We start from the raw sequence: 17,555 nt of genomic DNA, 5'->3' as shown, positions 1-17,555 counted from the left end.
CTGCGGAGAGATGGCTAGGGAGACATCAGCAGGCCGGAGCAGCCAGACCGGGCAGCGGAACGGGCGCAGGACGTAAAGGCTTCCCCCTTTGAGGGGACTGGACAACTATTTTAGGAATGCCTAAAATCCGATTATGTCGGTTCGCCCCTCCTCCACCCCGGATCTGCCCGACGAGCCGCCCGTCCCGGCAGCACCCGTCCCGGCAGCACCAGGGCCGGCAGCACCAGGGCCGGCAGCAAGTGGAACGGCAGCGTCGGCGGGCCACGATCTGGACAGCCGCATGACGGCGCGGGCCACGCAGATCCTGAACAACCGGGGCGGACGCCGGGGCTTCGCCCGCATCGCGCCGTTCATGGGCCCGGCGATCATCGCCTCGATCGCGTATATGGATCCCGGCAACTTCGCCACCAACATCCAGGGCGGAGCGCAATTCGGCTACGCCCTGATCTGGGTGATCCTGGCCGCCAACCTGATGGCCATGCTGATCCAGAACCTGAGCGCCAAGCTGGGCATCGCCACCGGCAAGAACCTGCCCGAGGTGATCCGTGAACGCTTTCCGCGTCCGGTGGTGTGGTTCTACTGGGTGCAGGCCGAACTGGTGGCGATGGCGACCGACCTCGCGGAGTTTCTGGGCGCGGCTGTGGCGATCCACCTGCTGACCGGCCTGCCGCTGATCTGGGGCGCGGCGATCACCGGGGTGATCACCTTCTGGCTGCTGACCCTACAGAAGCGCGGGTTCCGGCCGCTGGAGATCGCCATCGGCGGCTTCGTGCTGGTGATCGGCTCGGCCTACCTGGTGCAGTTCGTGCTGGCCCGCCCGGAGCTGGCCTCGCTGGGCCGGGGCTTCGTGCCCAGCTTCCAGGGCGTGGACTCCGTGTACCTGGCGGTGGGCATCATCGGCGCGACCGTCATGCCGCACGTGATCTACCTGCACTCGGCGCTCACGCAGGGGCGCGTGCCCACCCGCACCGACGAGGAAAAGCTGCGCCTGAGCCGCCTGAACAGGATCGACGTGTACGCCGCGATGGGCCTCGCCGGGCTGATCAACATGAGCATGCTGGCGGTGGCGGCCGCGACCTTCCACGGCAAGGGCATCGAGAACGCGGGCGACCTGGAAACCGCCTACCAGACCCTGACCCCGCTGCTGGGGCCGGCGGCGGCCGTGGCCTTCGCCATCGCCCTGCTGGCCAGCGGCCTGAGTTCCTCGGCGGTCGGTACGATGGCCGGGCAGGTCATCATGCAGGGCTTCGTGGGCTTCCAGATTCCGCTGTGGCTGCGCCGCACGATCACCATGCTGCCGGCCTTCATCGTGATCTGGCTGGGGCTCGACCCGACCGCCACGCTGGTGCTCTCGCAGGTGATCCTGAGCTTCGGCGTGCCCTTCGCGCTGGTGCCCCTGCTGATGTTCACCGCCCGCCGCGACGTGATGGGCGTGCTGGTCAGCAAACCCTGGGTCAACACGCTGGGCTGGCTGTTCGCCGGACTCATCATCGCCCTGAACATCTACCTGCTGTGGGGCGCGGCGACCGGGAGCTGAACGGCGGCGAATCCAGGGACTGGGCTGGACGAGGGAAATATCGTCCAGCCCAGCTCTGTTCGAGGGAGGGCCAGCTGAAGTGTGGCTCCCGGCGTTCGTCACGCTCGCCCACATCGGTATCCCAACATCCGCTCCGGGCCGCTGGACACCACAGGCCGGCCGCCCCGACCCCAGTCCGCTTCAGCTGAAGCTGGCCTCCACGCTCAGGGCGTGCTGCAGCAGCGGGCGGTACGCGGCCCGGCTCACCTCCCGGACCCCCAGGGTCTGCAGGTGCGGATTCTGGATCTGGGCGTCGAGCAGGGTGAAGCCCCGCTCCTGGAGGTGACCCGCCAGCCCGACCAGCGCGGCCTTGCTGGCGTTCGTGACGCGGTGGAACATGCTCTCGGCGATAAACGCCCCGCCCAGCGCCAGCCCGAGCACACCGCCCGCGAGTGCCCCGTCTCTCCAGACCTCGTAGGAGTGGGCCAGGCCGCTCTGGTACAGATGGTGATAGAGCGCGCTCAGCTCGTCGCTGATCCATTCGCCGTCACGGGGGGGGCTGCCCGGCAGGCGGCCCCGGCAGCCCAGCAGCACGTCGCCGAAGGCCGTGTCCAGGCGCGCCTCGAAGCGGGGCAGCTCACGGCGCAGACGCCGGGACACGTGCAGTCCGGCGGCCTCGGTCAGCGGCACCAGGGCCCGGCCCGCCACCGAATACCACTGCACGCCCTCGCCGTTGTCCATCAGGAAGGCGCCGCCGGCGTAGCCCCGCGCGACCTCGCGGGTCAGCCCATCGGGGTGGAGCAGGAACGCGCTGGCGGCGGGCATCTAGCGCGGGTAGAGCACGGCCTGGGTGCAGCGGAACAGGGCCATCGGCCTGCCCTGCGGGCTGTGCACCTCGGCGTCCCAGACCTGGGTGGTGCGCCCGGCGTGAACCGCGCGCGCCTCGCAGGTGATGGTGCCGTCGAGCGCCGTACCCAGGTGGTTGCTCTTGAGTTCGATGGTGGTGAAGCCGCTCGCCCCGGCCGGCAGCAGCAGCCGGGTGCCGTAGCCGCAGGAGGTGTCCGCCAGCGCCACGATGCTCGCCGCGTGCAGGAAGCCGTTGGGGGCCAGCAGTTCCGGCCGGACGCTCAGTTCGCTGCGGATCAGCCCGCGCTCCACGTGGGTGAAGCGCACGCCGATCAGTCCGGGAAGTTTCCCTTCTCCCAGGGCATTCAGGTCGTCCAGGGTGGGCAGCTCGGGGTGCAGAAGCTCAGGCATGTGCCCAGGCTAACAGGCGGAGGCGCGTCTCACAGGGGCGCGAGCCGGTTGAACCAGCCGGCGGGATTGGTGCCCTCGCCGCGCACGCGGATCTCCAGGTGCAGGTGCGGGCCGGCGCTCAGGCCCGTGCTGCCGACCTCGCCGATCTTGTCGCCGCGCCGGACACGCTGCCCCACCTTCGCCACCACCCGGCTCTGGTGGAAATACAGGCTGGTCACGCCAGCCCCGTGGTCGATCACGACCAGGCCGCCGCGCACCGGGTACTTCCCGGCGATGACCACCGTACCGTCGTTGACGGCCAGCACGGCGGTGCCCACGGGCGCCGGGTAGTCGGCGCCGAAGTGGTAGGCCACCTCGCCCCCGGCGGTGTAGGTGCGCGGCTGCCCGAAGGAACTGCTGGTGGCGGCCCCACGCGCCAGGGCCTGGGCGAAGGGCCTTGTCCACTGCTGCGGGGTGCGCCGCGCGTAGGCCTTCTCGACCGCGGCGTCCTCGGCCTGCCGGCCCGGATCCTGCAGCACGCCGCTGATGCGGGTCGGCAGGTTCAGGTGCTGGATGGGCTGGTCGAGCCCGGTGACCGGAATCCGCCCCCGGATCAGCTCTCCGCCGATGCCGACCTCGTAGACCACCGGGGTGGTCTTGCCCAGCACCACCCGGCCGAACACCCGGTACTCGCCGGCCGCCCCCACCGGACGCAGCACCTCGTTGGGCTCTCGCACGTCCTCGCCCACCTCGCTGGGAAAGCGGACGGTGGCCTGGGCCGCGCGTGCCCCGCTCAGCCGCAGGATGAAGGCGTCGCCCATCCGCAGGCTGGCCGGCACGTCCACGTTGATGCCGGCGATCCGCGCGGTGGCCGAGGTGGGGGCCAGCTGCTCGGCCGGCAACGGCGCGGGCAGGCCGGGTTTGCTGGTCGCCGTGGGCGGCGTGGCCGGCCGGCTGGACTGACCAGGTGTGGGCCGGACCGGGCCGGAGGCGGGCGCGGCCGGGTCGCCGGGCAGCCGCAGCGTCTGGCCGACCTCCAGGGTGGTGCTGCTCAGGCGGTTGAGCCGCACCAGGGCGCCCACGCTGGTCTTGTTGGCGCGGGCGATGGAATACAGCGTGTCCCCGGGTTTCACGGTGTACGCGCCGGCCAGACCCGTCAGCAGGGAGCCGGTCAGCAGGGCGGTCAGCAGAAGGATGTGGCGGCGGCTCATAGCTGGAGCATACGGGGAACGGGTGAGAATGTCGCGCCGCACTGACCGGCTGGAGAAGCGCTCAGACGGCCTTGAGGGCACCGGGTCACAGCTCCAGGGTCAGGGTGACCGGGCCGTCGTTGCTCAGGTCGATGACCATGTGCGCGCCGAAGACGCCCTCGCCGACCTCCAGACCCTGCGCCCGCAGCGAGGAGTTGAAGGCGGCGTACAGCTCGCGCGCCTGCTCCGGCGGGGCGGCGCCGATGAAGCTGGGCCGGTTGCCGGAGCGGGTGTCCGCGAACAGCGTGAACTGGCTGATGCTCAGGACACCCCCGCCGGTCTCCTGCACCGAGCGGTTCATCCTGCCGGCCTCGTCCGAGAAGATGCGGAGTCGGGCAATCTTGACGGCCAGCGCCTCGGCCGTCCGGGGGGTGTCGGTGGGCGCCACGCCCAGCAGCACCAGCAGGCCCGGCCCGGTCTGCCCGGTGACCACGCCGCCCACCGTGCAGGTCGCCCGCGAGACCCGCTGCACCACGGCCTTCATCGAGCCGCCCCGGTCATAGGGCACCCGTCATCAGTGGCCCGGATCGAGCCGGGCACGGAGGCTGGCGATCGCGCCGGTCAGCAGGTCGGCCTCGGTGAAATCGAGGTTCCCGCGGGTCTTGTCGGCCAGCATGGTCAGCAGCTTCAGGCTGCGCTCGGCCGTCTGACGGGCGCGGCCCTCCTCCAGCAGCCCGTCTCTGGCGGCGCTGGCGGTGGCGGCGTTCAGGTCGCCCAGGGCCGCCTCGGCGGTGGCCTGCAGCGAGTTCACGAGTCCGACGAATTCCGGGTGGGGCATGGGGTGAGGATAGCCTCCGCCCGGCGCCTGCGTGTCCGGGCCGCGTGCCGATCGTGGGGTCGGCCGGTCTCCGCACCCACGCCTGCATCCCTCAGACCCAGGCTTCAGAACAGGCCCGGCTGACCCTGCATGTCGGCCGGGGCCAGCGAGCCGAAGCCGTCCGGGCCTTTCTCGCCCCGCAGCACCGCCGCCGCCTCGCGGATGTCGCGCCAGGTCAGGCTCTTGGGGCCGCCGGGCACGCGGCTGTCGTGGCGCAGCAGGTAGGCCGGGTGCAGCATGGGCATCAGCCACGCGCTGTACTCGCCCCCCTGAGCGTCGTCGTGGCGGAAGGGGAACCACTGGCCCCGCAGGCGCGTGATGCCGGCGCGGGTGCCCAGCAGGTAGCTCGTGGGCGTGTTGCCCAGGCTCAGGATCACGCGCGGGCGCAAGTGCCGCAGTTGCGGCTCCAGCCACAGGGCCGTGCAGGTCTCGGTCTCCAGCGGCTGCGGATCGCGGTTGCCCGGCGGGCGGCACTTGACGATGTTGGTGATGTAGGCCTCGTCGCGCCGGATTCCGGCCGCGGCCAGGATCAGGTCGAGCAGCTGCCCGCCCTGGCCCACGAAGGGCCGCCCGGTGCGGTCTTCCGTGCCGCCCGGCCCCTCGCCGATGATCAGCAGCGGCGCGTCGGCGCGGCCCTCGGCCACCACGACCTGACTGCAGCCCTGGCGCAGCGGGCAGGCCACGCAGCCTCGGGCCTGGGCTTCCAGGGCGGCCAGCCCGGCAGTCGGATCGGTCACGACCGCAGGGTAGTGCGGGCGGGGCCTGCACAGCCGTGAGCCTGCACAGCCGTCATGCCGGGCTCAATCGCCCGCCCATCAGGGGGCGGTGGGTTCGCCGGGCCGGGGCTCCATGCGGGGGCGCTGGCTGCGCGCCTCCCGGCGGGCCTTGGGATCGAGGCCGATCAGCAGGAAGAAGTTCTCCAGGGCGTTTTCCTGTCCCTTGACCTCGGGGTACTCGTGCTCGGCGGTGCCGGTCACGAAGGGCAGGGCCCGGTAGAGGCCCAGGGCGTGCTCGATGACCTCATCGGTGGCGTGCCTCTCGGCATAGGTGCCCAGCGTCACGTAGACCTCGCGGCGGCTCTCGGCGTGCTTCAGGAAGGCCTCGGGGTGGGGGGTTTCGGTGGCGCGCAACATGTCCTGGCGGGCGATCCGCCGGTAATGTTTGAGTCCCAGCAGGATCTGGTCGGTGGTCATGGTGTCTTTCATCTGTCCTCCGGCGCATCGGGGCTGACGGCGTGCGGCTTGTCCTGGCCGTGTCCTAACGTCTGGGCAGAGTGTATAGGAGGAACGGCGGCGCGGCGGGCCGGGCCGGGAGACCCTTCGGCAACGGGGGCAAGGCCCCCCCTGAGGGGCGGAATCGGGCCCAAAGTGAGCGGACAGTGGCCCTTCTTTGATTCTTCATGTGAGAAAGATGAGCATGTCGGAAAGTTCACGGATCACTTTTTTGCCGTGTCTCACTGCTCCAACCGAACCCCGTCAGACGTGAGTAAGAGTCTGAGAACTCTGAGCCAAACGGTGAATTTCCAGATCGGCCAAACGCATAGGCGCCGTATAGGCGCATACCAACCCCCCCTTTGCCGTTGAATAAAGGACAAATGAATTAACGTGGGTTAAACTTCCAGACGTCGATGAAACTCCCCGGTCTGCTCCTCACCGCCGCCGCCCTGTGCAGCACCTTCGCCAGCGCCGCTACCTACACCGTCAAACCCGGTGACACCCTGTACTCGATCGCCCGCGCCACGCGCACGGACGCGCCGACCCTGATGCGCCTGAACCGCATGGGCAGCAGCACGATCCAGGTCGGTCAGCGTCTGGAGATCGGGGGGGCCGCCACCGCGAGCGCCCCGGCCCGCGCTCCGCAGGCCCAGGCCAGTGCCCCCGCCAGCGGCGGCCGGGCCTTCGTCAGCGCGGCCGCCAGCCGTTTCCTGGGCATCCGCTACTCGCTGGGCGGCATGGGCGCCGGCGGCATCGACTGCAGCGCGTTCACGCTGCGCGTGTTCCAGCAGATGGGCATCAACCTGCCCCGCACCGCCGCCGCCCAGTGGCGCACCGGCGTGGCGGTCAGCCGCCGCGACCTGCAGGCCGGCGATCTGGTGTTCTTCAACACCATGGGCCGCACGGCCAGCCACGTGGGGCTGTACCTGGGCAACGGCATGATGGCCAACGCCAACTCCTACCAGGGCCGCACCGTGGTCGAGCCCCTGTTCAGCAACGCCTATTGGGCCAACCGCTACGACGGCGCCCGCCGCGTCCTGAACTGAGGGTTCCCCTGCTCCGTCCCCACTGACCTCAAGGCGTTTCATCGATACACTCCTGCTTCCGGGCGGGAGTGTCGCCTTTTGAGGAGGGTGGCGAGGGGCTCCCTCCCGCACCCGCGTCGACGACCGGGCCAGTACCCGGCGGAACAAGAGGGCCGTGCCCGGAAACGAGTGTTCCGGGCACGGCCTGATGTGGTCTGTGCTGAGCCTGGTGGGTCAGGCGGCCTGAGGCCGGTTACTGCCGAATGATTTCGGCGTCCTTGGGCAGCTGCTTGAGGGTCGACACGCTGAGGCCGGTGTTCTTGCGGAAGTTGGAGATGGTCAGGTCGGCCAGGGTCTTGCCGGCGGTGTTCACCACCTGGATGCGGGTCGGGCGCCAGCCGTCCTCGGCGATCCAGACCCGGGTCTTGTCGGACTGGCCCGACCTGGGCGTGGCCTCGAGCTGGAAGGTTCGCTTGCCCGCCGCCCCACTGCTGCCCAGGAGCTTCACGTCGAAGGAACTGAGCATGGCGGCGGTGTTGCCGACCTGCGTGAAGTCCAGGCCGCTCAGCCCGGCGCCGTCGGCCGCCTTCTTGGCCGAGGTCACCGTGACCTGGTTGGTGAGGTACAGGTACTGGCGCACCTCGGTCTTGTCGGCCACGAAGATGTTGTCGGCCAGGGCGTCGGGGGCGTTGAACTGCACGCGCACCAGACTCAGCGACGGAATGGTCTTGACCAGCAGATCGAGCTTCTGGCTGCTGGATTCCAGCGTGGCGTTGCCCGACAGCCGGAACGAGATGTCCTTGGAGGCCCGCTGGGCAGCGTCCACCTTGCCGATGATGTCCTGAGCCGTCTGGCCCTGGGCGGCGCCGGTCAGGGCAACTCCCAGCGTCAGGGCGAAAAGTCGGGTGGTCTTCATGGAGCGAGTATCCCGTCCACCCTCATGAGAAGAGGGCGCCGGCCCTGACGCCGGGTTTAGGCTCTGGGGGCGGGGCTCCCGCGGCCGTCAGGGTGTCTGCGGCCCGCCCTCTTCCGGCGGGCCCTGCTCCGGGCTCGCTGCCCCCAGAGTCAGGCGGTAGCCCAGCCGGGCGCCGAAGCCGCTCACACCCTGGCGGTCGCGGCCCCCACTCACGTTCAGGGCCAGCTGGCCGGCGCCGAGCGGCCGCCCGTACTCCGCCCCCACCCGCAGCGGGGCGCTCGCGGTGCGCCAGGGTTCGTAGGCGGCGTACAGGCGCAGGGTGCTGCCCTCGCCCAGCGTGTCGGGCGCGTTCACGCTGGCGCTCAGGCCCAGGTCGTCCGGGCCCAGCAGGCCGTCGACGGCCAGACTCAGGCCCGCCGGGGTGGCGTAGCTCAGGCCGGCGGTGGCGGCCAGCACGTCCTGGCCGGCCCGCGCGCCGAGTCGCCAGGTCAGGGTGCCGGTGGTCTCGGTCTCGGGCGGGGTGTCGGCGTCGTCGCCCTCGGCGGGCGGCAGCGTGCGGGTCAGCTCGCGGCGACCCTCCACCCCGAGCAGGCCGTGATTCTGCGGGCCGAACTCGCCGCCCGCCACCGCCACCAGCGTGCGGTTCACGCGGTATCGCGCGGTGATATCCGCGTTCCAGCCCTGAGCGCGCAGATCGGTGGGGGCCGCCGCCCAGGCCGCCAGCGGATCGACGTTCAGGGCCGACGTGGTGAAATACGCCCCCCCCAGGTTCAGCGCCACCGGCCCCAGGCTCGCCGTGGCCCGCGACGAGAGCCGCACGCCGCCCTGCCAGGTCACGGCCAGGTCGCTGCGCGAGGTCACGGCGCCCAGCGGGGGCAGGCTCAGGCTGCGGGCATAGGCCAGGTCGGCTGCGCGGGTGGAGACCCCGGCCGAGACGGCGCCCCCCAGAAAGTCGACGTCGGACACGCCGACCCGCGCCCAGGCGGAGTCGAGCAGGGTGCCCTGGCCGCTGCGGTAGGCCACGCCGAAGTCGATGCCGGTGGCGCCTGCACCTCCCAGCAGCACTGGGGGCAGCAGCGTCAGGGACGTGCTCATCAGCAGCCGGCGAAGCGTCAGGGTCGGTGCGGTCAGGGGGCCAGTGTTCATGCGGCCAAGCCTAGCAGCGGCTCCCGTCAGGTTCCGTGTGAGGCCGCAGGGTAACGTGAGTCCATGCGTAAGTGCCTGCCCGCTGCCGTGACCCTGCTTGCCCTGAGCGCCTGCGCCCCGACCCAGATCCTGCAGGTGCCCACTGTGGAGGTGCAGGGCGTGCGCCTGACGCGCCTGAGCCTGCCGGGCGGCTTCGGCGGCACGCCGGTCGCGGACGTGACCCTGAACCTGAAGGTCTCGAATCCCAACGCCATCGGGCTGCGGATGGCGAACATCCTGACCGACGTGATCGTGGACGGCGCGCGGGTCGGGCAGGTGGAGCTGCCCAACGTGAACGTCCCGGCGCGCGGCTCGGCGAACCAGACGGCGAACGTGTCCATCCCCGTGACCCTGAACACGGCCGCCTCGTTCCTGAAGATCGCGCGGGGCCAGGGCGTGACCTACCGGCTGGACGGCGGCTTCACGGCCGATTTCGGGCCGCTGGGGCTGCAGCGCTTCGGGCCGTTCACGCTGGCCCAGGGCCAGTGGAAGCAGGAGCCGATCCTGCCCTTCTAATGTCCACGATGACCCGGCGCCCCGTACTCTGGAGGCGTGACCCCGACTGCGTCCGATCCGCCCACGTCTGACCCGCACCGCGCCTGGGCCTACCGGCCTGCCACGCCGCTGGCCGGCGCCCCCGGCGGCCCGCTGTCCGGCCTGAGCTTCAGCGTCAAGGATCTGTACGGGGTGGCGGGCTGGCCGCTGCACGCCAGCACCCGCGCCCCGGTGCCCGAACCCGGCCCCAGCGCACTGGTGCGCCGCCTGCTGGATCTCGGGGCCGATGCCGTGGGCAAGACCCATCTGCACGAGATCGCGCTGGGGATCACGGGCGCGAACGGCTTCGGCGGCACGCTCCATCCCTCCGACCCCCGGCGCGTGCCGGGCGGCAGTTCCAGCGGCGCGGCCGTCAGCGTGGCGCTGGGTCAGGTGGACTTCGCGCTGGGCACCGACACGGGCGGCAGCATCCGCGTGCCGGCGGCGTGGTGCGGGGTAGCGGGCTTCAAGCCGACGAAGGGGCATCCCGCCTGGAGCCTGGAGGGGGTCTTGCCCCTCTCGCCCACCTGCGACCACGCCGGCCCCCTGGCGCGGGACGTCAAGACCATCGCCCGCGTGCACGGCGCCCTGACCGGGCAGGAGGTCGGGGCGCAGCCGTGGGACGGTCTGCGGGTCGGGGTGTGGATGCCGGAGGGCTGGACGGACGGGACGGTGGAACAGGCGGTGGACTCCTTCGCGGCGGCGCTCACCAGCAGAGGCGCCACCCTCTCCCCCGTGGCCTTCCCGGAGGTGCTGGACGCCTATTCGCCCATCGTGCTCGGCGAGGCCGCGCGGGTTCATGCCCAGGCGCTGGAGCTGAACGATCCCGGCTTCCTGCCCTTCACGCTGGCGGCGCTGCGGCAGGGCCAGGCGCTCGGCGACGCCGACCTGCAGACCGCCTTCGCCCGGCGCGAGGAGTACCGCGCCGTGCTGGGCGACCTTTTCCGCTCGTTCGATGTGCTGCTGGCGCCCACCGTGCCCACGCCCCCACCCCTCATCGGGCAGGACGAGGTGGAGATCGGCGAGGGCCGGACGCCCCTGCGCCGCGCGGTGCTGCGGATCACGGCGCCCTTCAGCCTGCTGGGCGTGCCCGTGCTGGCGCTGCCCACCGGTACCCCCTCTGTGGGCGTGCAACTCGTGGGCCGGCCCGGCGAGGACGACCGCCTGCTGGGCCTGGGCCTGGCGCTGGAGGAGGGGCGTTGAAGCGTCTTCTGCCCCTCGCGCTGCCGCTGGGCGCATGCGCGCCGGTGACCACCGCCCAGCCGGTGCAGGTCTGGGAGGGCTCGGCCCGCGTGGTGATCTCCGTGCAGCGTTACCGGCTGACCTTCACCGAGAACGTGCAGACCCACGAGATTCGCGGCACGCTGGACAACCGCACCAGCGGCGACAGCTTCCTGGCCGCCGGCACCCTGCTCCCCACCCCGGAGGGCGACACCCTCAGCGCGCAGATCTCGGCGGGCGAGTCGCCCAGGCTGCGGGCCAGCCTGCTGGGCTTCGGGGTGCAGGACGTGCCCCTCAAGGCGGGCGCCCTGCTGTCGGGCACCATCCGGGGCGAGACCCTGACCGGCAATCTCACCATCAACGGCCTGCGCCACGGCCTGAGCATGAAGCGGGTGCGCCGGTGAATGGGCGCCCACAGGGCCAGACGCCGCGTCAGGCACCCTTCATGATCGGCGGGTACGCTCGGCCCATGCTCTCAAGCACCATTCGCCGCGCCCTGCGGCCTGCCGCGCTGTCCGTGCTGGCCGTCAGCCTCAGCGGCTGCGCCTGGGGCGCCTTCCTGAGTCCCCTGACCGCCCTGGAACGTAGCGTGAACGGCCTGTACGAGGGCATCGGCGTGGGCGGCACCGGCCGGGTCCCCTACCGCCTGACCCTGACCATCCAGGAGCGCGAGGGCCGCGCGGCGGGCGTGCTGACCAACCTGGAAAGCCGCAAGTCCTACGCCGCCAGCGGCACCTTCAGGAAGGCGGCCCAGGGCGGCGCGCTGGAGCTGCAGATGTACGAGAACGGCGACCAGCACCGCGCCAACCTGCACGCCGTGGTGGCCGGCGAGAAGATCAACGGCACGCTGCGAACCGTGCTGCTGGGCAAGGAGCTGCTGGGCTACGTGGTGGAGCTGAACAAGGTGGGAGCGGCGCCGGCCGCCGTGCCCGCCAGTCCGACCACGCCCACCCCGCCACCCCCCGCCAACCCCTGAGAGCCGCGCCAGACCACGCTGCGCTAGACTCTCCCGTGGTCGCCGTGCCCAACGCCTGGGCCGGTGCATAAGGCCCCGGACTCCATCCGGCCAGCCGAGAGGAGAGCCCATGAAAGCCCACCTGATCACCTACGGGTGCCAGATGAACGAATACGACACGCACCTCGTGCAGTCCCAGCTGGTCTCGCTGGGCGCCGACATCGTGGACGGCGTGGACGAGGCGGATTTCGTCCTGATCAACACCTGCGCGGTGCGCGGCAAGCCGGTCGACAAGGTGCGCTCGGTGCTGGGCGAACTCCGCAAGCTCAAGACCCAGCGCCCCCTGGTGGTCGGTATGATGGGCTGCCTCGCGCAGCTCGAGGAAGGCCAGCAGATGGCCCGCAAGTTCGAGGTCGACGTGCTGCTCGGGCCGGGCAGCCTGCTGGATATCGGGAAGGCGCTGGAGAGCAACGAGCGCTTCTGGGGGCTGCAGTTCAAGGACGAGCTGCACGGCCACATCCCGCCGCCGCCGGCCGGAAAACTGCAGGCGCACCTGACGATCATGCGCGGCTGCGATCACCACTGCACCTACTGCATCGTGCCGACCACGCGCGGCCCGCAGGTCAGCCGCTCGCCGGACGACATCCTGCGCGAGCTGGACATGCAGCTCGCGGCCGGCGTGCAGGAGGTGACGCTGCTGGGCCAGAACGTGAACGCCTACGGCGTGGATGGGGGCGCAAAGCTGGCGGGCTACCCCAGTTTCGCCGACCTGCTGCGGCTGGTCGGGCGCAGTGGCGTGAGCCGCGTGAAGTTCACGACCAGCCACCCCATGAACTTCACCGAGGACGTGGCCGCCGCGATGGCCGAGACCCCGGCGGTCTGCGAGTTCGTGCATCTGCCCGTGCAGAGCGGTTCCGACCGCGTGCTGCGGCGTATGGCCCGCGAGTACACCCGTGAGCAGTACCTGTCGCACATCGCCGATATCCGCAGGCACCTGCCGCACGCCGTGCTGGCCACCGACATCATCGTGGGCTTTCCCGGCGAGACCGAGGAGGATTTTCAGGACACCCTGAGCCTGTACGACGAGGTGGGCTACGACTCCGCGTACATGTTCATCTACTCGCCGCGCCCCGGCACGCCCAGCTACAAGCACTTTGCCGACCTGCCGCGCGAGGTCAAGACTGAGCGCCTGCAACGACTGATCGTGAAGCAGAAGGAATGGAGTGCGCGCCGCAACGCCGCCCACGTCGGCTCGATTCAGGAGGTGCTGATCCGGGGCGACGCCCACAGCGAGGGCTTCCTGGAGGGCCACACGCGCGGCAACCACCCGACCGTGGTGTCCCGCGCGATCGGCGCCGACGGCCCCGGCGTCTACCGGGTACGGATCGGGCACGCCACGCCCCACATGATGTACGGCCGCGTGCTGGGCGAGGGCGGTCAGGAGCTTCCCGAGCTGCCCCGCCTGAACCCCGAGGCGGCGGCCATGAGCGCCCCGTTGCAGATGGCCTGAGCCCGCCTACGGCACGACGAGGGTCACGGCCGGGGCACTGACCCGCACCGTCCGGTAGGCGCCCTGGGGTTTGCCGCCCGGCGCCACCTGTACCCGCACGACCGCCGTGGGCGTCAGCTCATGCTTCCCGGACGGCAGGTTGAGCACCACCGCCGCCGTGAAGGTGCCGCGCACCGGCCAGCGCTGGGGCGGCAGTTTTACGTCCGAACAGGTGGCGAGCTGCTGCGCCAGGGCCGCCACCGCCACACTCCCCTGGGGTTGCGACACCTGCAGTTCGAAGGGGCGCGGGCAGGAGTTGTCCAGCATCAGGTCGTAGGGCCCCTCGTTGACCACCGTCACCGACAGGAGCGCGCCCGTGAACGTGGTCTGACCGGTCAGGCGGGACTCCGGGGTGGTCAGGGTGGGCGCACAGGCGCTCAGGATTCCCAGCAGGCAGAGGGCACTCAGCAAACGCATATCCGGAGCTTACCCACAGCGATCATGAAAAGCCTCAGCGGCGGCCCAGCCGAACAGCAGACGGGTATCCTCAGACTTGCTCAAGAAACAATCACACTGGCATCAGGTGGACAGGTGACAGTGGACAGCATGAAGAACTTGATGATCGGCATGATCGGGTTGAGTGGCATTCTGGCAGCGTGCGGATCGAGCGGTGTGGCGCCGGATGGCAGCGCATCGGCGCGGATCGTGGATCTGACCACCGAGTACACGACGGGCGCGGGTCAATACGTGGGCTGTGACAATGTGTCGAACGCCAGCGCGGGCCGCTCGGCCTCGACCCAGGTGAAGATCGAGTTCGCCGCAGCCGGCACTATCCAGTCGGTGGATCTCAGCCTGTACAGCAACACCAGTGCCCAGGAAGATCCCAACTTCAAGGAGAATGTGCCGGCGTCCAAGCTCCAGAAGCTGGAGAACGGCAACTACGTCTTCTACTTCGACGCCAACTCCTCAACCGGCAAGCTGCTGCCCACCAGCATCGTGGTTTCCCCTGCCGTGCAGAAGGTCAAAACCGTGACGGTAGCCAATAAGGTGGGCAACGGGTTCTACACGAACCTGAAGATCAACACCTCTACATCTAGCTTTGACATTGATAGCCGTTACCTCCGGGTCATTCCCGTCTACAGCAACTGCACCGTGCAGAACACCGCCCAGCCCCTCTCCAACTGACCTCACACCTCACTATGGGCCAGGGCTTCGCGCTCTGGCCGCTTTCATTTGCCCTCGCCTCAGAATCTCTCAAGGGCGCATCACACGGGCATCAGCTTTGGGCAGCAGAGTGAAAGACATGAAAAAAGTGCTTCTGGCAGCAGTCGGTCTGACGGGTCTTCTGGCGAGTTGTGGTGTCGATGTCGTGGTGACGCCAAGCAGCGATCCTGTCCGAAACCTTCAACTCCTTGAATACAAGAGCGAATACACGTTGCCAACGGCCTATACGGACACCAGCACGGGAACGACCTATGCGGCCGGTTCTTCGATCATCTGCGACAACTTCAGTACTCGTCTTTACTCCACGCTCGACTGGGACGGCGAAGCGGCACGTTTTGGCTTCCAGCTTGAAGGGAGCAAAGGTGGGAAGCAGACGGTCTACACTCCCTTCCTGACCACCGGCTACTCTGGCAATCCCTCCCAGTTCGAAATCACGGTTGGTGCAGGAGTGGCCCCGCTGAGCGCCAAGTCGCTGGGGCTGAGCGCTCAGGCCATCGTCGTCAGTCCCGTCAAAACCTTTACGGTCAAGGGAGTAACCTTCCTGAACGTTCAGGGCGTCAGCCGGGATGGTGTGACAACCAGCAACGTTGTCAAGAGCGTCCAGGGTATTCCGGTCGCAAACTGCACTTTGTAAGAGCCGCGCTGCTTGTAGACCGCCCCCACCAATAGGGGCGGTCTTTGATTTCTGTCTACTGAATGAGCGGGTGCAGCTCGTCCACGCTGACCAGCCCCAGCCAGTGCAGGGCGCGGCTGGCCGACACGTACAGCAGGCGGCGCTCGTATTCGGTGCTGTCGTCGTAGGTCTCGGCGTTGGCGCTGGCGACAATGGCCGCGCTGAACTCCAGGCCCTTGGCGAGACTGACCGGCAGGATCACTAGCCCGCCGGTATAGCGGTGCTCCTGCGTGGTGATGGGCTGGGCATCGGTGTCGTGCTCGCGTAGCGCCTCGGCCAGACGGTCGGCGTCGATGGCGCGGCGCGTGACGATGGCGATGTTGCTGTGTCCGGCTTTCTGGGCATCCTTCACGGCGCGGGCCAGCAGTGGCAGTTCGCCGTCTGGGCCGGCCGGGGCCACGTAGCGCTGGATGGGGTCGCCGTCGCGGTCGACGCCCTGGACGTGGGCGGCGCGGTTGTAGGTGGCGGCGATGCGGGCGCCCAGTTCGGTGATCTGTCGGGTCGAGCGGTAGGTGCGGCTCAGGGTGAGCACCTGCGCGCCGGGCAGCTGCGCCTGCACCGCCTCCCAGGACGACGGCCCCTTGTAGCCGTGCATCCCCTGGTTCAGGTCGCCCAGCGCCGTGATGTGGCCGGGGCGGGTGGCGCGGGCCAGCAGCGCGTACAGCAGTGGGGAGTAATCCTGCGCCTCGTCCAGCACCACATGGTCGAACACCTCCAGTTCGCGGCCCACCGCGCGGCCGATGCCGCCCATGAAGGCTTGCATGGCGAGCATCAGGGGCAGCTCGGTCACGTCGGCGTGGGCGCGGCGCGGGGTGGGGATGCCGCCCAGGGGGTCGGCCTGCAGGAGCTGGATCTCGCGCTCCTGCAGCAGGCCACTCACGGCCAGGGCCTCGGGGCTGGCGAGCAGGCGGCGGGTCTCGGTGACCGGCGTGGTGCTGGCGAAAATCCGGCCCAGCAGGGTGGTCACGGGGGCGGAGAGCTGCTTCAGGACGCCGGCTTCCTCGTCGTCGGGCACGTGCAGGCGGCTCAGGGCCTCGGCCTCCAGCAGGGCGCGGAAGCCCGCGCGGTAGCCCTCCAGGGGATCGCGGGCGAAGGTGTCGCTGAGAATGGTGTACAGGTCGGCGTCGGTCAGGGTCAGGGTCAGCCCTTCGCGGCCGCGCAGCTCCACGGATTCCTTGAGGCCCTGGCCGCGCAGGGCCGCCGTGAAGCGCGTCCAGAGGTGGGTGCGCACCACGTCCAGCATGCGGGCGTCGCCCAGCAGCTTGGCGCGCCGCCAGGCCAGGGCGCGGCGGGTGTTGTCGCGGTCCGTGAGGAGCAGGGTCAGCGTGCGGTCCGTGACCTCCAGCTTCTCCAGCCCCAGCAGGCCCACCGCCCAGTGCTCGGGGGTGGTCACGTTGACGCTGTGCAGGTCGAGTTCCGGCAGGATGCGCGCGGCGTAGGAGGCCAGCACGCGGTTAGGCATCAGCACCATGCAGGCCTCGGGACGGGCCTGGTGGCGGCCGCGCTCGGCGTTGGTCATCCACGACAGGCGGTGAAAGCCGATGGTGGTCTTGCCGCTGCCCGCCGCGCCCTGGATGATCACGGGCGTGCCGGCCGGAAAGCGCATGGCCTCGTTCTGCTCGGGCTGCAGCGTCTCCACCACGTCGCGCATGCCGGCGGTGCTGCCTTCCTCCAGCCGCCTGAGCAGCACCTCCTCGCGGCCGCCGGTGTCGCCGCCATGCTCGTCGTCGTACAGGTCGGTCACGCGCAGGAGCTGCTTGTGGGCCACGTCCAGCTGCCGGCGCCGGCGGATGGTGCCCGCGCTGCCGCGCCGGGGTGTCCAGGTCAGCGCCTCCTGGTAGAACAGGCTGCCGACCTCCGAATCCCACGAGACCACGCTGTGCGGCCCCTTCACGTCGCGGAAGGCGTGCTTGCCCACGTAGAGCACCTGCTCGCGCCCCGCCACGCGCACCTTGAGCGAGCCGAAATACGGCTGGTGGACGTGCGGCGAGAGCATGGCGGCGTGTTCCTCCGCCTCGTCGCCCAGGATGATCGAGGTTTCCAGATCGGCGCCCATCTGGCGGTCGCGGTCCTCCCAGAATTCAATCTGGCGCAGCATGGCGGCCACCGTGCCTTCCAGGTGGTCGCTCTCGTGGTCGAAATCAGGATGTGGGGCGTAGGCGGGGAGACGGACGGGAGCGCGCGAAGACATCCGTTTCAGGATAGACGGATGGCGGAGCGCCGTTCGTTCAGTGGAGCAGGGTTTTTCCGCGCCCGGTGTGCTCACCGCCGCAGGGCTGACGGCGGAGAGAGGAGTTGCC

At 69.9% G+C, this 17,555-nt stretch carries 20 protein-coding genes; 9 read left to right on the top strand and 11 right to left on the bottom strand.

Annotation, left to right across the window (positions count from 1 at the left end):
• The first annotated feature begins 280 nt into the window (after nt 1-280).
• A complete protein-coding gene (locus CVO96_RS16455) occupies nt 281-1,537 on the top strand; it encodes an Nramp family divalent metal transporter (RefSeq protein WP_103313165.1) in 1,257 nt (418 codons plus the stop codon).
• A gap of 180 nt (nt 1,538-1,717) precedes the next feature.
• On the opposite strand, the gene aat is transcribed toward CVO96_RS16455, so the two are convergent.
• From aat to CVO96_RS16420, 7 genes are all read right to left on the bottom strand, one after another.
• The gene (gene aat, locus CVO96_RS16450) at nt 1,718-2,341 is read right to left on the bottom strand and encodes a leucyl/phenylalanyl-tRNA--protein transferase (protein WP_103313164.1); all 624 of its coding nucleotides are present in this window, start codon (nt 2,339-2,341) and stop codon (nt 1,718-1,720) included.
• The gene (locus CVO96_RS16445) at nt 2,342-2,773 is read right to left on the bottom strand and encodes a PaaI family thioesterase (RefSeq protein ID WP_165795335.1); all 432 of its coding nucleotides are present in this window, start codon (nt 2,771-2,773) and stop codon (nt 2,342-2,344) included.
• A 29-nt stretch (nt 2,774-2,802) separates the two neighbouring features.
• Nucleotides 2,803-3,963, bottom strand: a complete 1,161-nt coding sequence (locus CVO96_RS16440; RefSeq protein ID WP_103313163.1) for a peptidoglycan DD-metalloendopeptidase family protein — start codon at nt 3,961-3,963, stop codon at nt 2,803-2,805.
• Between the two features lie 85 nt (nt 3,964-4,048).
• Nucleotides 4,049-4,486 (bottom strand): D-aminoacyl-tRNA deacylase, encoded by a 438-nt coding sequence (dtd, locus tag CVO96_RS16435; RefSeq protein ID WP_103313576.1) that lies wholly within the window; start codon nt 4,484-4,486, stop codon nt 4,049-4,051.
• Between the two features lie 30 nt (nt 4,487-4,516).
• On the bottom strand, nt 4,517-4,780 hold the full coding sequence (locus tag CVO96_RS16430; protein WP_103313162.1) for a DUF1844 domain-containing protein: 264 nt from the start codon (nt 4,778-4,780) through the stop codon (nt 4,517-4,519).
• Nucleotides 4,781-4,884: 104 nt separating this feature from the next.
• A complete protein-coding gene (locus CVO96_RS16425) occupies nt 4,885-5,556 on the bottom strand; it encodes a uracil-DNA glycosylase (RefSeq protein WP_103313161.1) in 672 nt (223 codons plus the stop codon).
• 78 nt (nt 5,557-5,634) lie between these two features.
• Nucleotides 5,635-6,024, bottom strand: a complete 390-nt coding sequence (locus tag CVO96_RS16420; RefSeq protein ID WP_103313160.1) for a hypothetical protein — start codon at nt 6,022-6,024, stop codon at nt 5,635-5,637.
• A 422-nt stretch (nt 6,025-6,446) separates the two neighbouring features.
• Between CVO96_RS16420 and CVO96_RS16415 the strand changes: the two genes are divergently transcribed.
• The gene (locus CVO96_RS16415) at nt 6,447-7,079 is read left to right on the top strand and encodes a C40 family peptidase (RefSeq protein WP_103313159.1); all 633 of its coding nucleotides are present in this window, start codon (nt 6,447-6,449) and stop codon (nt 7,077-7,079) included.
• Nucleotides 7,080-7,311: 232 nt separating this feature from the next.
• Here the strand turns inward: CVO96_RS16415 and CVO96_RS16410 are convergent, their stop codons facing one another.
• Together CVO96_RS16410 and CVO96_RS16405 are read right to left on the bottom strand one after the other, a co-directional pair.
• On the bottom strand, nt 7,312-7,974 hold the full coding sequence (locus CVO96_RS16410) for an outer membrane lipoprotein carrier protein LolA (protein ID WP_103313158.1): 663 nt from the start codon (nt 7,972-7,974) through the stop codon (nt 7,312-7,314).
• An 87-nt stretch (nt 7,975-8,061) separates the two neighbouring features.
• A complete protein-coding gene (locus tag CVO96_RS16405; protein ID WP_103313157.1) occupies nt 8,062-9,120 on the bottom strand; it encodes a hypothetical protein in 1,059 nt (352 codons plus the stop codon).
• Between the two features lie 63 nt (nt 9,121-9,183).
• Between CVO96_RS16405 and CVO96_RS16400 the strand changes: the two genes are divergently transcribed.
• The 5 genes from CVO96_RS16400 (at nt 9,184) to miaB (ending at nt 13,379) form a co-directional block, all read left to right on the top strand.
• Nucleotides 9,184-9,675: an LEA/WHy family protein gene (locus tag CVO96_RS16400; RefSeq protein WP_103313156.1), complete on the top strand. Its 492-nt coding sequence runs from the start codon at nt 9,184-9,186 to the stop codon at nt 9,673-9,675.
• Between the two features lie 36 nt (nt 9,676-9,711).
• Nucleotides 9,712-10,896, top strand: a complete 1,185-nt coding sequence (locus CVO96_RS16395) for an amidase (RefSeq protein WP_103313155.1) — start codon at nt 9,712-9,714, stop codon at nt 10,894-10,896.
• A complete protein-coding gene (locus CVO96_RS16390) occupies nt 10,893-11,318 on the top strand; it encodes a hypothetical protein (protein ID WP_243398418.1) in 426 nt (141 codons plus the stop codon). Before CVO96_RS16395 ends, CVO96_RS16390 begins: the two co-directional genes overlap by 4 nt.
• Before the next feature lie 65 nt (nt 11,319-11,383).
• Entirely contained in the window at nt 11,384-11,890 is a 507-nt protein-coding gene (locus tag CVO96_RS16385) for a hypothetical protein (RefSeq protein WP_103313154.1), read from the top strand.
• Between the two features lie 109 nt (nt 11,891-11,999).
• Nucleotides 12,000-13,379 (top strand): tRNA (N6-isopentenyl adenosine(37)-C2)-methylthiotransferase MiaB, encoded by a 1,380-nt coding sequence (miaB, locus tag CVO96_RS16380; RefSeq protein WP_103313153.1) that lies wholly within the window; start codon nt 12,000-12,002, stop codon nt 13,377-13,379.
• Between the two features lie 6 nt (nt 13,380-13,385).
• Here the strand turns inward: miaB and CVO96_RS16375 are convergent, their stop codons facing one another.
• On the bottom strand, nt 13,386-13,835 hold the full coding sequence (locus CVO96_RS16375; RefSeq protein WP_103313152.1) for a hypothetical protein: 450 nt from the start codon (nt 13,833-13,835) through the stop codon (nt 13,386-13,388).
• A gap of 24 nt (nt 13,836-13,859) precedes the next feature.
• Here CVO96_RS16375 and CVO96_RS16370 point away from each other — a divergent pair, with 24 nt between their 5' ends.
• Complete coding sequence (locus CVO96_RS16370; protein WP_133161813.1) at nt 13,860-14,543, top strand: hypothetical protein; 684 nt, start codon at nt 13,860-13,862, stop codon at nt 14,541-14,543.
• Between the two features lie 118 nt (nt 14,544-14,661).
• On the top strand, nt 14,662-15,216 hold the full coding sequence (locus CVO96_RS16365) for a hypothetical protein (RefSeq protein WP_133161812.1): 555 nt from the start codon (nt 14,662-14,664) through the stop codon (nt 15,214-15,216).
• Between the two features lie 55 nt (nt 15,217-15,271).
• Here CVO96_RS16365 and CVO96_RS16360 read toward each other — a convergent pair whose 3' ends face one another.
• Complete coding sequence (locus tag CVO96_RS16360; RefSeq protein ID WP_341476181.1) at nt 15,272-17,446, bottom strand: HelD family protein; 2,175 nt, start codon at nt 17,444-17,446, stop codon at nt 15,272-15,274.
• Between the last annotated feature and the right edge of the window lie 109 nt (nt 17,447-17,555).

The organism is Deinococcus koreensis (assembly GCF_002901445.1).
Classification (GTDB): domain Bacteria; phylum Deinococcota; class Deinococci; order Deinococcales; family Deinococcaceae; genus Deinococcus; species Deinococcus koreensis.
Note: the sequence above shows the minus strand (reverse complement) of the source record. Positions and strands in the feature narration are given on the sequence as shown.